Source organism: Micromonospora sp. NPDC023633, from assembly GCF_040640035.1.
Lineage (GTDB): Bacteria > Actinomycetota > Actinomycetes > Mycobacteriales > Micromonosporaceae > Micromonospora.
In genome coordinates this window covers 1-13,466 of sequence record NZ_JBFABB010000002.1, presented here as the reverse complement: position 1 = coordinate 13,466, position 13,466 = coordinate 1, and the positions used below count along the sequence as shown (strand labels likewise).

At 69.3% G+C, this 13,466-nt stretch carries 16 protein-coding genes; 12 read left to right on the top strand and 4 right to left on the bottom strand.

Annotated elements, in window-relative coordinates; all coding sequences use genetic code 11:
* The first annotated feature begins 182 nt into the window (after positions 1–182).
* The 5 genes from AB0G13_RS00925 to AB0G13_RS00905 all read left to right on the top strand — a co-directional run bounded on the left by AB0G13_RS00925 (position 183) and on the right by AB0G13_RS00905 (position 5,493).
* On the top strand, positions 183–1,484 hold the full coding sequence (locus tag AB0G13_RS00925; protein ID WP_357866959.1) for an extracellular solute-binding protein: 1,302 nt from the start codon (positions 183–185) through the stop codon (positions 1,482–1,484).
* A 194-nt stretch (positions 1,485–1,678) separates the two neighbouring features.
* Positions 1,679–2,935, top strand: coding sequence for an ABC transporter permease subunit (locus AB0G13_RS00920; protein ID WP_357866956.1), 1,257 nt, complete (start codon positions 1,679–1,681; stop codon positions 2,933–2,935).
* Entirely contained in the window at positions 2,935–3,855 is a 921-nt protein-coding gene (locus AB0G13_RS00915) for a carbohydrate ABC transporter permease (protein WP_357866953.1), read from the top strand. Before AB0G13_RS00920 ends, AB0G13_RS00915 begins: the two co-directional genes overlap by 1 nt.
* A 274-nt stretch (positions 3,856–4,129) precedes the next feature.
* On the top strand, positions 4,130–4,381 hold the full coding sequence (locus AB0G13_RS00910; RefSeq protein ID WP_357866950.1) for a hypothetical protein: 252 nt from the start codon (positions 4,130–4,132) through the stop codon (positions 4,379–4,381).
* Positions 4,382–4,704: 323 nt separating this feature from the next.
* On the top strand, positions 4,705–5,493 hold the full coding sequence (locus tag AB0G13_RS00905) for a helix-turn-helix domain-containing protein (protein WP_357866947.1): 789 nt from the start codon (positions 4,705–4,707) through the stop codon (positions 5,491–5,493).
* Positions 5,494–5,914: 421 nt separating this feature from the next.
* On the opposite strand, the gene AB0G13_RS00900 is transcribed toward AB0G13_RS00905, so the two are convergent.
* Positions 5,915–6,073, bottom strand: a complete 159-nt coding sequence (locus AB0G13_RS00900; protein ID WP_357866944.1) for a hypothetical protein — start codon at positions 6,071–6,073, stop codon at positions 5,915–5,917.
* Between the two features lie 564 nt (positions 6,074–6,637).
* Here AB0G13_RS00900 and AB0G13_RS00895 point away from each other — a divergent pair.
* From AB0G13_RS00895 to AB0G13_RS00880, 4 genes are all read left to right on the top strand, one after another.
* Positions 6,638–7,474 (top strand): CPBP family intramembrane glutamic endopeptidase, encoded by an 837-nt coding sequence (locus AB0G13_RS00895; protein WP_357866942.1) that lies wholly within the window; start codon positions 6,638–6,640, stop codon positions 7,472–7,474.
* On the top strand, positions 7,471–8,628 hold the full coding sequence (locus AB0G13_RS00890) for a histidine kinase (RefSeq protein ID WP_357866940.1): 1,158 nt from the start codon (positions 7,471–7,473) through the stop codon (positions 8,626–8,628). The genes AB0G13_RS00895 and AB0G13_RS00890 overlap by 4 nt, the downstream gene beginning before the upstream one ends.
* Complete coding sequence (locus AB0G13_RS00885) at positions 8,625–9,284, top strand: response regulator transcription factor (RefSeq protein WP_357866937.1); 660 nt, start codon at positions 8,625–8,627, stop codon at positions 9,282–9,284. Before AB0G13_RS00890 ends, AB0G13_RS00885 begins: the two co-directional genes overlap by 4 nt.
* A 275-nt stretch (positions 9,285–9,559) precedes the next feature.
* The gene (locus AB0G13_RS00880) at positions 9,560–9,778 is read left to right on the top strand and encodes a hypothetical protein (protein ID WP_357866934.1); all 219 of its coding nucleotides are present in this window, start codon (positions 9,560–9,562) and stop codon (positions 9,776–9,778) included.
* Positions 9,779–9,946: 168 nt separating this feature from the next.
* Here AB0G13_RS00880 and AB0G13_RS00875 read toward each other — a convergent pair whose 3' ends face one another.
* A complete protein-coding gene (locus AB0G13_RS00875) occupies positions 9,947–10,177 on the bottom strand; it encodes a hypothetical protein (protein ID WP_357866932.1) in 231 nt (76 codons plus the stop codon).
* A gap of 103 nt (positions 10,178–10,280) precedes the next feature.
* Between AB0G13_RS00875 and AB0G13_RS00870 the strand changes: the two genes are divergently transcribed.
* From AB0G13_RS00870 to AB0G13_RS00860, 3 genes are all read left to right on the top strand, one after another.
* Positions 10,281–11,252, top strand: a complete 972-nt coding sequence (locus tag AB0G13_RS00870; protein WP_357866929.1) for an IS701 family transposase — start codon at positions 10,281–10,283, stop codon at positions 11,250–11,252.
* The gene (locus AB0G13_RS00865) at positions 11,198–11,608 is read left to right on the top strand and encodes a DUF5946 family protein (protein ID WP_357866926.1); all 411 of its coding nucleotides are present in this window, start codon (positions 11,198–11,200) and stop codon (positions 11,606–11,608) included. Before AB0G13_RS00870 ends, AB0G13_RS00865 begins: the two co-directional genes overlap by 55 nt.
* Positions 11,609–11,721: 113 nt before the next feature.
* Positions 11,722–12,603: an IS5 family transposase gene (locus tag AB0G13_RS00860; protein WP_357866923.1), complete on the top strand. Its 882-nt coding sequence runs from the start codon at positions 11,722–11,724 to the stop codon at positions 12,601–12,603.
* A gap of 299 nt (positions 12,604–12,902) precedes the next feature.
* Here the strand turns inward: AB0G13_RS00860 and AB0G13_RS00855 are convergent, their stop codons facing one another.
* A complete protein-coding gene (locus AB0G13_RS00855; RefSeq protein WP_357866920.1) occupies positions 12,903–13,040 on the bottom strand; it encodes a hypothetical protein in 138 nt (45 codons plus the stop codon).
* 195 nt (positions 13,041–13,235) lie between these two features.
* On the bottom strand, positions 13,236–13,466 hold a 231-nt coding region (locus AB0G13_RS00850; RefSeq protein WP_357866917.1), incomplete at its 5' end, for a transposase.

Here is a 13,466-nt window from a genome sequence, read left to right as displayed (position 1 = left end):
ACCCTGTGGGTCCGGCTGGGGGGGGGCCCCCCCCCCCCCCCCTCCCCCGGGCCGGCGCCGGCCGCCCGCCCCCCGGGGTGGACCCCCCACACCCCCGCCCTCGACTCCGAACGCGGGGCAGGCGGCGGGTCGTCGCCCGCTCCGGTTCAGTCCCGATCCGCAGGTCAGATTCAGGAGGGTCCATGATACGACGATGGGTGCCGCTCGCCGTGGCGACGGCGGTCCTCGCCACCGCCGCAGGGTGCGGTGGCGATGCCGGCCCGACGTCCGGCGCGCCGGACGCGAACCTTGCCGGCAAGACCGTCGAGGTGGCGGCCACGTGGTCCGGTGCCGAGCAGGCGAACTTCCAGGCGGTGCTGGATGCCTTCGCCGCGAAGACCGGCGCGACGGTGAAGTACACCTCCGGTGGCAACGATCTGCCGGTGCTGCTCAACAGCCGGATCGCCGGGGGTTCGCCGCCGGATGTCGCGTTGATCTCGCAGCCCGGCGTGGTGGCCGAGTTCGTGAAGCGGGGCGCGATCAAGCCGCTGACCGGTGACGCGGCCGCCGCGATCAAGGCCAACTACAGCTCTGCCTGGCAGGAGCTGGGCACCGTGAACGGGCAGCTCTACGGCGTCTACTTCAAGGTGGCCAACAAGTCGGTGATCTGGTACCGGGTCGACAGCTTCACCGACGCCGGGGTGCAGCCGCCGAAGACCTGGGACGAGCTCAAGACGGTCTCCGCCGCGCTCGCCGACTCCGGGGTGACGCCCATGGTGGCCGCCGGTGGCGACGGGTGGGTGCTGACCGACTGGTTCGAGAACACCTACCTCCGGGTCGCCGGCCCGGAGATGTACGACAAGCTGGCCAAGCACGAGATCCCCTGGACCGATCCCAGCGTGGTCAAGACGCTGACCCTGCTGGCCGACTACTGGCGTACGCCGCGCTTCCTGGCCGGCAACCCGACGCAGACCGCCTTCACGCAGGCGATCGCCGACGTGTTCGGCAAGTCGCCGAAGGGAGCGATGCTGTTCGAGGGCGACTTTGTCGCCTCAGAGATCAACAAGCTGGGTGAGTTGAAGGTCGGCGAGTCCGCGAAGTTCTTCAACTGGCCGTCGGTCGACGGCTCGAAGCCGGCGGTGGTGACGGCGGGCGACCAGGCGGTCGCCTTCAAGGACACGCCGGAGGCGAACGCACTGATGGCGTTCCTCGCCTCGCCCGAGGCGGCGAAGATCATGGCGGCCAAGGGCGGGTTCATCTCGGCGAACTCGGGACTTGACGTCGCGACGTACGCGGACGACACCACCCGGGAACTCGCCGAAGCGGTGGTGAAGGCCGAATCGCTGCGCTTCGACCTGTCGGACCTCACGCCGCAGACGTTCGGCGGTGGGACCAGCGCCCACCTGTGGGTGCTGCTGCAGGACTTCCTGGCCAAGCCGATCGCCCCTGAGGCGTTGGCCCAGCAGCTCGAGGCCGCCGCAAAGAAGGACTTCGGAGGCAACTGATGGCGATCACGCCCGACCCGGCCCAGGGCATCCGTCCGTCCCCTGCCCGAACAACGAGCGGCCGGGCGAGCGTGGCCGATGGCCCCGGCGGCCCACGGCCCGCCGCCGGCGGCCCGGGCCACCGGGACGCCCCCGGCGGCCCGCGGACCACCGCCGGGACCGCGGCTCGCCGACGGTCGCGGGAGACGCGCCTGATGGTCGCGCTCTTCCTCGGCCCTGCCCTGGTGCTGCTGCTGGTGCTGGTCTGCTATCCCATCGTCTACACGCTGTGGCTCAGCTTTCGCAGCGGTGACGGATCGAGGTTCGTCGGCCTTGACAACTACGTCACCATGTTCACCTCGCCGAACACCCGGCGAGCCATCCTGAACAACCTTGTCTGGGTGATCGTGGCGCCTGCCGTGGCCACCACCCTTGGGCTGATCTTCGCGGTGTTGACCGAGCGGCTGCGCCGGTCGGCCGTGCTCAAGGCAGTCCTGTTCATGCCGATGGCCATCTCGTTCCTGGCCGCCGGCGTCACCTTCCGGCTGGTCTACGACGAGAACCCGGACCGCGGCGTGCTCAACGCGGTCGCCGTGTCGGTGCACGACGCCTTTGAGTCCCCGTCGCGTTACCACGGCGTGGATGCCCGGGATCAGGGCGAGCTGGCGCCGATGAACGGCGGCTTCGAGTCCAAGGGGCCGGCGAACCCGGGTGAACCAGTCCACCTGGCTCTCGTGGGTCTGCCGCCGGACCGGATTCCGACCGATGCCAAGCCGGCCACGGCACCCACCGGCGGCCCCGGACTGCAGGGGGTGGTGTGGCTCGACTTCACCCGCGGCGGCGGCGGCCAGGCGGGGATTGTCGACGCCGGCGAGGTGGGGTTGCCCCAGATGACCGTCGAGGCGGTGGCCGACGGGGGCAGGGTGGTCGCCACCACCCGGACAGACGCCGCCGGGCGGTTCGCGTTCCCCGAACTCACCGCCGGCCCGTACGTCATCCGGCTGCCCGCCGACAACTTCACCGAGCCGTTCAACGGCGTCACCTGGCTCGGGCCTTCACTCATCACTCCCGCGGTCATCGGGGCGTACATCTGGATCTGGGCCGGCTTCGCCATGGTGCTGGTGTCCGCCGGTCTGGCCGCCCTGCCCCGGGAGGCACTCGAAGCGGCCCGGATGGACGGCGCGAGCGAGTGGCAGACCTTCCGGCACGTGACCGTGCCGCTGGTCCGGCCGGTGCTCGTCGTGGTCCTGGTCACCCTGACCATCAACGTCCTGAAGATCTTCGACCTCGTCTACGTGCTCGCACCCGAGTCGTCCCAGGACGACGCGACCGTGGTGGCCCTGGAGATGTACCGGGTGTCCTTCGGCGGCGGCCTGGACTACGGGCTCGGTAGCGCGCTCGCGGTCCTGCTGTTCGCCCTGGTGCTCCCCGCGATGCTGTTCAACATTCGGCGCCTGAGGAGGGACAGCTGATGAGCCACGCCACCATCGACGCCGTACCGGAACTGATACCCGCCGGCACCGCGCGGGGCGGTCGGCCGCAGCCGGGACCGTGGACCCGGTTCATGATGCGGTTCGGCAAGGCGCTGCTGCGGCTGCTGGTGGTCCTGATCGGCGTCTTCTGGCTGCTGCCGACCTTCGGTCTGGCCGTGGCGAGCCTGCGTAGCAGCGCCGACAACAGCGCCACCGGCTGGTGGACGGTCTTCACCGCACCGGCCCAACTGACCCTCGACAACTACGCCCAGGTGCTGCAGAACGAGCGGATCGTCGAATCGCTGTGGAACACGGTGCTGATCACCGTGCCGTCGACCCTGCTCGTGGTGCTGCTCGGCGCACTCGGCGCGTACGCTCTGGCCTGGATGGACTTCCCCGGACGGGACTGGCTGTTCGCGCTGGTCGTCGCGTTGATCGTCGTGCCGATCCAGGTGGCGATCGTGCCGGACGCACGGATCTTCCGGGCCCTCGGCATCTACGGCGAGATCCCGGCGGTGGTTGCCTTCCACGTGGCCTTCGGGTTGCCGTTCGCGATCTTCCTGTTGCGGAACTTCTTCCTGAACATCCCACGCGACCTGCTCGAGGCGGCCCGCATTGACGGCGCCCGGGAAATGCTCATCTTCGCCCGCGTGGTGCTGCCGATCGGCTGGCCGGCCATCGCCTCGCTGGCCATCTTCCAGTTCCTGTGGGTCTGGAACGACCTGCTGGTCGCGCTCGTCTTCGCCACCTCCGACAATGCCCCGATCACCTACGCCCTGCGGGAGCAGATGCGGTCGTTCTCGTCCAACCTCGACACGATCGGTCCCGGCGCGTTCCTGTCCATGCTCGTGCCGCTCGTGGTCTTCTTCGCCTTCCAGCGCTACTTCGTGCAGGGCGTCCTCGCCGGGTCCGGCAAGTAGCGGGAGGTGGATCATGGGGTGCGCGCCGGGCGCGACGCAGGGGGCGCGCACCCCAGCACCCGGAACCCGGGACCGGAACCGGGGTGGGGCCGGACTCCGCCGACCCCACCCCGGGCACCGCCGCTCGACGAATCCGTCGGCCGTCCGAGGCACGCCGGACGCCCGAGGCGATCGGCCAGCCCCGCATCTCGTGCGTGCGACCTCGGCGGTGGTGCGCCCGTGTGCCGGATCTGCCTCGCAGGCATGGCCGCCACCTACCGGAAAGGAGCCGGTGATGAGCCCGTCGGAACTGCTCAGTACCAGGGCGGAGGCGCTTTTCGCCTCCGCGCTCCAACCGTCGGAGGATCCGACGCCCGAACAGATCCGGCAGGCGGTGCTGGACGGCGTCAGCCGGCACCGGGCGGCCGGTTGCGCAGCACTCGTCGCGCAGGAGTACGGCGACCATCCGTTCGAGGCGGTCGGTCGCATGCGCTGGGCCGTGGCCGCTGTCCGAGCGGCGTACCAACTGGTCGGGCCGTCGGCCTGATCGCCGACGTCCGGCGTTCGCGCCGAGCCCCGACGACCTCGCGCCCGTCAGGGCTCACGCCTGTAGCTACGGACACGTGCACCTCTGATGCGTCGGTCCCCCCAACCAGCCGGGCACCTCGATCGATTGTGTTCGGACAGTCACGGTCCGTAGGTCAGCGTGCTGAGGTAACGCACCGGCTGGTCGCGATGCCCGCCGCGGCACCAGGCACACCGCCGCCCCGGGGTTGTTTCAGAAGTAGGGACGAGGTTCAGGCGTGTCGGTCGGGTCAGTGGCGGCCGGCTGTTCAGAGGGCGGGGTCCTTCATGGTGGTTGATCAGTCCATGGTCGGCCGGTCGGTCTGTTGCCTCCCGGCTGAGGAGGTTTCGCCGGAGGCAGGCACTGCGCTGTCAGCGATCTTCCAGTGCCGGCAGAGACGGCGCCCGTGGACCAGCACCGGTTGTCGCCCGCTGTCCATACCCGTGCTGGATGTCCCGCTGTGCTACGCCGGGCTGGAGTTGCAGACGTCCACCGGCCTGGTCCGACTGCATGCCGAATCGAGCGCGGTCATGCTCAGTGGCCAGCAGGCCGCCGTGCTGGCCGTCCTGATCACGGCGGGGGGCACGCCCCTCAGCCGGGAGGCGATCCGGGCCGCCATGTCACGGGGGTACCGGCCGCCGACGGCTGCCCAGATCGGCGTGGTGATCGCCAACATTCGTAGAAAGATCGGCGCCACACGCATACTCACCGGCACGGACGGCTGGTGGGTGTCGGACCCGACCACGCCGGAACCGGTCCACGGCGTGCTGTCGTTCGGTAGCCTGCGACTCGATGTCGAGCACAAGTACGCCCTCGACGGGCCAGCTCGGCCCATCCGACTCGGCCCGCAGGAGTTCGCCGTGCTGCGGATACTCGTCGAGGCGCGGGGAGTGCCGCGCAGCAGGAGTCGGATCTGGTCGACGTTGCCACCGCATGACCGGCCCGCCACGATCGCCGCGGTGGGCGTGGTCATCCATCACCTCCGGGAGCGCCTCGGGCGTAACCGGATCATCACCGCCGGAGGCGGTTGGCGGCTGGCCGGCCCGGCGAAACCCCGGTGCGCAGGCCAACCTCTTGACGTTCTCCCGCTCTGAACGACAGGGTTCCCTCCACCGCTGCCCCGCTGCTTGCGGGCCAGGCCCTGCTGCAACCGGAGGCAACGTTCGGCGAGCCCATCGGCCGTCCGAACGGCGGGAGCGGAGGGGGCGGCCGATCCGTTCTCTCCGGGCGGCCGGCCGGCGTGGTCGGACGGCGTCGGCAGGAACTTTCCGTCGATCCCTTGGGAGCGCCTACGCTGTGGCCTACGGCCATCGCACGATCTTCGGTTGTCCTCACAAACCACCGACGATCAACGCGGCGGCTGTCCTCATGCCCGCGCCACGCCCAGCGCCGAAACCAAGCGAGCACTAGTTCTCTGTCGTAGGCGCCGGCGTTGGTCAGGTCTTCGAGGTGGCTTCGCGTCATCCGGGCGGCAATGTCGTCGTGCCAGCCGTTGTAGCCCTCGTACACGATGCCTTAAAGCGCCTTGATCGCCTCCGGTCGGAGACCGGAGTCCATGACCTGACGGGTCACGGCGTTGTACGCGCCGCGCAGCTTCGCCCATGCGTCGAACTCGCCGGGACTCCACTCGACCAGGGCCACGGCGCTCTTCTCCAGGCGCTGGACCTTCTCCATGACCTTGTAGGTCGGACACCAGGCGAGAACTACTCCACCGTCTCGTGGAGAGCCGCTCCGCTCGGTGACGATTTCCAACTTGGCCAGCTCGGGGTAATGGGTGGCCGAGTTCTTCTGGGGTGCGACCACCGTCAGGCGAGCGCGGCGACTTCGCGCCACGGCGAGGCCGAGCCGCTTACCCGGCTCGATCGTGTCCTTGGTCTGACCCCGCGGCACGTAGATGTAGCGGTGCTGCAGCAGCTTGTCTGCGGTTCTAATTGGTTGCGGATGTTCGCGCCATCGTTGAGCAGGAAGGTCCGTAGGAAGCGTTCCCAGTCCGGGTCGAAGGTGTTGTCGAGCAGGAACGGCAGGAGGACGCCGAGCCCCGGAAACTGCCCGGCCGGACGGGGCGCGGCGAGCGGCGGATCTCGCCATGTCCGACCGGGTGGCCGGACTCCGGAGGGGTCTTGTCCCCCGTGCGAGCTACCCGCAAGTGTCCACCGCACGGGGACGATTGTGGCGGCGGAACTCCCTAGGTTTCTTTGTGTCCGCGGCGCTCCGGTCGCGGTCTGCGAAGGAGTCATCATGCGCTTCGTCAAACAGCTTCTCGCCGTCGCCGCCGTCGCCCTCGTCGGCGGGCAGGGCGTCGCCGCCGTCGAGGGCAATCTTCTCCTCACCTTGGTGATCGGCGCTGTGACGGCGGTGCTGGGCGTGGTCGTCTACCGGTGGGTCGTGCGGCGCACCGAGCGCCGTGAGCCGACCGAGCTCGGCCAGGACGGTTGGGGCGGGAAGCTGGGCCGCGGGACGCTCATCGGCTTCGCCATGTTCGCGGCCGTCATCGCCAACATCGCGTTCCTCGGCGGTTACCACGTCGAGGGCTGGGGTTCGCCGACGCGAGCGCTGGGTCTGCTCGGGCTCATGGCGGCCGTCGCGGTCACCGAGGAGCTGCTGTTCCGGGGGGTGCTGTTCCGCATCATCGAGGAGCGTACGGGCACCTGGATCGCTCTCGCCCTGACCGGCGTGATGTTCGGCGCGATTCACCTGGTGAACCCGGACGCCACCCTGTGGGGGGCGACCGCCATCGCCATCGAGGCCGGGTTCATGCTGGCCGCCTGTTACGCCGCCACCCGGAACCTGTGGGTCCCGATCGGCCTGCACTTCGGCTGGAATTTCGCCGCCGGCGGCATCTTCAGCGTCGTGGTCTCGGGCAACGGCGAGTCGAAGGGGCTGCTCGAGGCCTCGACGTCGGGGCCGGTCGCGCTCAGCGGCGGCGCTTTCGGGCCGGAGGGCAGCCTGTACGCGGTGCTGGCCGGCGTGGTGCTGACCGTGGTGTTCCTGTGGCTGGCCAAGCGCTGCGGGCACATCGTCCCGCGCCGCCACCGCACGGCGCAGGCCCCGGCAACCGCTACAGTCACCCAGTGATCAGGCTCCGGAGGCTCCCGGATCTGTGGCGGCAGTGGCCGATCACGGTCCGGGATCTCCCGTTCGCCCTGGCCCTCGCCCTCGCGGCGGTGGTCCCGGCTCTGGAGCGGCAGGGTACGCAGCTCGGCGACCTTCCGGACCGCCCGTACGACGCGCTGACCGTCGGTGTCGTCGCCCTGGAGTGCCTGCCGCTGGCCGTACGCCGTCGGTGGCCGGCCGTCTGCCTCGCGCTGGTGTCGCTCGGCTTCGCGATCGACCAGCTCCGCGGCTACCACACCATCGCGGGTACGGGACTGGCCATCGCGCTCATCAGCGCCGGCGCCTACCTGGAGCGGCGCCGCTGGGTCGTCGCGGGTCTCGCCTCGGCGGCGTACGTGCCCCTGGCGATCTCCCTCGACCGGCTCGGATCGGGTGAGGGCGTCGCGGGGTTCACCACCTTCTACCTGTTGCTGGCGCTCGCGTGGGGCATCGGGGCGTGGCTGCGCCAGAACCGGGCCGCCGAGGCGGAACGCCGCCGCCATGTCGAGGAGGCCACCCGTACTGCGGAGCGCACGCGCATCGCCCGGGAGCTGCACGACGTCGTCACCCACCACGTAACGGCGATGGTCGTGCAGGCCGAGGCGGCGCGCTACCTGACGGGCGCCCCGGACAAGCTGGACCAGGCCTTGACCGCGATCACCGGCACCGGCCGCCGGGCCGTCGGCGACCTGCGGCAGCTGCTCGACCTGCTCAACCCGGATCACAGCACAGGCGATCCGCGTACGCCGTCCGTCGGCGACCTGGACGACCTCGTCGACCATTCCCGGCAGGCCGGGCAGCCGGTCGAGTTCGTCCGGGAGGGCACGTCGGTGGCGGCCACCGGCAGCGCCGAGGAGGCGGCGTACCGGGTGGTGCAGGAGGCGCTGACGAACGCGCTGAAGTACGCGCACGGCAGCCGGACCAGGGTTCGCGTTCACCACGGGGAAGGGGAGACGACCGTGGAGATCAGCACCGACGGCTCCGGATCCGGCAGCGCGTCCCCGGGCGGCAGCGGGCGCGGCCTCGCCGGGCTCCGCGAGCGGGTCACCGTCCTCGGTGGCGACTTCAGCGCGGGCGCGCAGGCCGGCGGCGGCTTCCTCGTGCGGGCCCGGATCCCGGCTGGAAACCCGTCGTGACCGCGCCGGTCCGGGTGCTGGTCTGCGACGACCAGGAGCTGATCCGCGCCGGATTCGCGACGATCATCGACGCCCAGCCCGACATGGAGATCGTCGGCGAGTGCGGCGACGGGCGCGCGGCGGTCGACCTGGCCGTTCGGCTCCGGCCGGACGTGGTGGTGATGGACGTCCGGATGCCGGTGCTCGACGGCATCGAGGCGACCCGCCTGCTGGCCGGCGCCGGGGTCCCCGAGCCGGTGAAGGTCCTCGTGGTGACGACGTTCAACCTCGACGAGTACGTCTACGAGGCACTGCGTGCGGGCGCCAGCGGCTTCCTGCTCAAGGACGCCCCACCGGCGCAGCTGCTCCACGGCATCCGCACGGTGGCGACGGGCGCCGCGCTGCTGGCCCCGGAGGTGACCCGGCAGCTGGTGGGCAGGTACGCGGCCCGCATCCGCCCGGCCGAGGGCGACCCGAACGGCGGCGCGCTGACCCCGCGCGAGCTGGAGGTGCTCCGGCTCATCGCGGAGGGCCTGTCCAACAGCGAGATCGCCGCGGCCCTGGTGATCAGCCAGGAGACGGTCAAGACGTACGTGTCCCGCATTCTCACCAAGCTCGACCTGCGCGACCGGGTGCAGGCCGTGGTGTACGCGTACCGCCGGGGCCTGGTGACCTGAGGCGGCCTGCTACGCCACCACCCCGAACGGGCCCGGCCAGATCTCGGGACACACCAACAACATCGGCAGCATACTGCTCGGCGTGCTGAAACCATGACTGAGGACCTCGGAGAGACCGCCGGCAAGGAGACCAAGACGTTGAAGATGGCCGAGAAGGTGAAGCCGTACCTCGGCACCGTCGAAGCCGCACTCCCCTCACCGTCTACCTGACGAAGTTCGTCGACCAACACCTCGCGAATCGCACGCGCCTGAACCAGGACAAGGCCGCGGCCGACATGCGTCAACAGGTCATCGCCGAATGCACGCGGCTCGCCCGCGACACCTGGCAGCCGTTCGTCGACGACGTACGCGACGAGATCATCGCCCAGACGAGAGACCAGGTCGACCTCGACGCGAGCCTGCGCCAGCTCGTCAGGCAACTGCAAGAAGCCATCGTGGAAGGCGAGGGTCTCTGTCGAGCGGCTGCAAGGCCGCTGCACGAGACAGGGGCGTAAGCAAGTGGTCTACTGATCGTCTGTTTCGTCCCGTCATGGTTATCCCCCTCTCCGGGGCGCCCGTGGTTCTTCACGGCGCCACCGGAGGTACTTCACCAGCGACCAGCGTCGGCTGCCGCCCCGTGACGGCTGCCCTGTGGATAGACAGCCCGCCGAGGCGACGCCGCTTCACTGCTGGGTCGGGACGACCTGCTGGTGCAGCGCGGAGCCCAGGATGTCCGCGGCGAGTCGGTACAGGTCGGAAGCGGCCTCCCCGGTGACGGCGGAGAACTGGTGCGCGGTCTCGAATGCCGGGTGCCGCTCCAGCTTGTCGCGGTAGTCGGGCAACGGCGCGCCCGACCTCATCAGGTCCAGCCACTGGCGGGTGCCGGGATAGGGACTGTTGATGTTCAGCGCCACACACCCGTCCGGAATGCAGCCCTCCCGGTGCAGGTCAGCGATGAGCTGAAGCGTCCGTACCCGCTGCTCGTCGGTCTCGGGCGGGCAGGCTCCCGTGCTTGTGTTGATCGATGAGATCGTGGGCTGGCGGGCAGGGTTGGACGATCTACTTGCGCGGTTCGCGCACCGATTCGGGCGGGCGGAGCCGCGCCGGCAGGCGCTGAGTTACCTGGTCGGGTTGCTGTCGCCCCTAGCCAGCAAGAACGGCTGGACCTTGGCAGAGGCCGCCGGCGACACCACGCCGGACCGGATGCAACGGCTGCTCAACAGGTCAGCGTGGGACCCGGACGCTGTCCGCGACGACCTGTTCGCCTACGTGGCGGAACATCTCGGCCACGACGACGGAGTGCTGATCGTCGACGAGACGGGATTCCTGAAGAAGGGGATCAAGTCGGCCGGCGTGCAGCGCCAGTACTCCGGCACTGCCGGACGGACGGAGAACTGCCAGCTCGGGGTGTTCCTGGCCTACGCGAGCCCGGCGGGGCGCACTCTGATCGACCGGGAGTTGTATCTGCCCCGCCGCTGGTGCGACGACCCCGCCCGCCGCGAGGAGGCCGGCATCGCGGCAAGCGTCGGGTTCGCCACGAAGCCCGCGCTGGGACTGCGGATGGTCGAACGCGCCATCACCGCAGGGCTGCCAGCGCGATGGGTCACCGCGGACGAGGCATACGGGCAGGACTCCAAGTTCCGGACCTGGCTGCAGCAACAGCGCATCGCCTACGTCCTCGCCGTGCCCCGCAATCAGCGGATCCCCACCATGGTCGGCAACTCCCGTCCCGATGTCCTCGCCGCCAACGCGCCGACCCTGGCGTGGAAACGCCGCAGCTGCGGCGACGGCGCCAAAAGGACCGCGACTCTACGTGAGCGTCTGGAAACTCGGTTTGCGCGAAGGCGGCCTCACACCATGCTGTGGCTGTGGCGACATGCACGCAATGCGGAGCTCAGACCGCGGAGGCGACCTGTGAGGAGCTGTTCGAGCGTTTGCTGGCGCTGGATCATTCCCGGCAACCACCGTGGGGGCCGCTGCACGGTGTAGCCGTTGCTTGCTTCTTCCTGCAGCATCCCAATCACCCGCTTGCCCCGCACGGGAGGAACGATCCGAACTGGGCGGTCCTGCAGGCCTACCTGGCTGGAGGTCAACAGGCTCTCAACGCCATGCTCGAAGTCGTCCGCCGACGTAACTCTCATCGCCATCGACGCCGCCACGATCAGGACCGACCACTGTTCTACGCGGCTCGACCGATGCCACAGTGTCGGGCACCCACGGCGTTTGGGACAACCATCGTCGACGTGGCCGTTGACGGCAGCTTTCCAGCCCGGGGTTACGAGCTCAGGGTCCGTGCCTGGGCCGAAGGCACCTTCGCTGCGTGGGCCGACGACGATGGGCGATGACTGGAAACTGTTTGGTCACAGGGTGATGAAGGCCCGCGTGTAGCGGGTAGATGTTGGGCGAGCTCCCGGTAAATCGGCGGTTGTCTACGCCAACCGTTCACCGGGAGCTCACCGTGTCATTGTCGACTGCCTGTGCCTGCGTGTCGTGCCCGGCCCATGCCGGATCGGTACCCGCCCCGCCCACCTGCGGGTTCTACCCGACGTCATCACTCACCGACGCCCAGTGGGCGATCATCGAACCGTTGCTGCCCGCGCCGGGCAACACCACCGGCAAAGGCGGACGGCCCGAGAAGCATCCCCGCCGCCTGGTCCTGGATGCGATCTTCTACCTCGTCCGGGGTGGCATCGCGTGGCGGCAGATGCCCGTCGGGTTCCCGCCGCCGACCACCGTCTACGACCTGTTCCACCGATGGGCACGCGCCGGAGCCTGGGCTGCGATCCACGACGCGCTACGCGATCTGGTGCGCGTCTACGAAGGCCGAGACCCGCTGCCCACCGCCACGGTCATCGACTCCCAGTCGGTACGCGCGGGCGACACCGTGGCACGCGCCAGCCGCGGCTACAACGCCGGGAAGAAGATCAACGGCCGTAAGCGTCACATCGCCGTCGACACCGGCGGCCTGCTCCTCGCCGTGATCGTCACCACCGCCACGGTCCAGGACCGCGACGCCGGACACCGCCTCCTCGCACTGGTCCGGGAGAGGTTCTCTACCATCACGCACTGCTGGGCCGATGGCGGCTACGCCGGGCGCCTGGTCATCTGGGCACGCAAGGTCCTGGCCATGACCGTCGAGATCGTGAAACGCACCGACGACGTCAAAGGCTTCAAAGTCCTGCCTCGCAGATGGGTCGTCGAGCGGACCCTCGCCTGGATCAGCAAGTATCGCCGCTGCGTACGCGACTACGAAACCCGACCCGACCACCACGAAGCCATGGTCTACATCTCGCTGATCATGACCATGTCACGCCGACTCGCTCGCACCGGCAACTGGTAACCGGAGTTTCCAGACGCTCACTACGACTGGGCAGTAGCCTCCCTGCCCGGCACCGACGACAGCTACGGCCACTGGCTGCTGATCCGCCGCAGCATCATCGACCCCACCGACCTGGCCTACTACCTGTGCTTCGGCCCCGCCGAGACGCTCGACGAGGACCTGAACCGGGTCGCCGGGACCCGGTGGGCGATCGAGGAGTGCTTCCAGACCGCCAAGACCGAGGTCGGCCTGGACCACTACCAGGTGCGGCGATACGACGCCTGGCGCCGGCACATAACTCTCGTTCTGTGCGCCCACGCCTACCTCGCCGTCACCGCCGCGCAGGCCAAAAAAGGGGCGCTGAATCCGATGACGGCCTCATTCCTTTCACCCTCGGCGAGGTCCGACGTCTGCTGGCACACCTGATCACCGCCGCCCGACCGTTCGATCACATCCATCGATGGTCACGATGGCGACGCCGACACCAGTACCGCGCCAAAACAGCCCACTACCAGCGAAGACACCGACTCCACCAGGTACGGCTGGAGTACTAGTAGTGCTTTGTTAGGTTGGGACGAGTTGGCGGCAGAGGGGGCAGAACCCGAGCCAGGTCGCGAGTAGGTACTGCAGTTGCCGGAGAACGGCGTAGAGGCTCAGGTCTGCCCCGTTGCTTTTGGGGATGCTGTCCGTAGTTGGGTGAGGAACAGTTGGGCGGCTGTGGCGAGGGTGACGTGGCGGTGCCAGCCGATCCAGGATCGTCCTTCGAAGTGGTCGAGTCCGAGGGCGGTTTTGAGTTCGCGGTAGTCGTGCTCGACGCGCCAGCGGCTCTTGGCCAGGCGGACCAGCTCGGTCAGGGGTGTGTCGGCGGGCAGGTCGGACAGCCA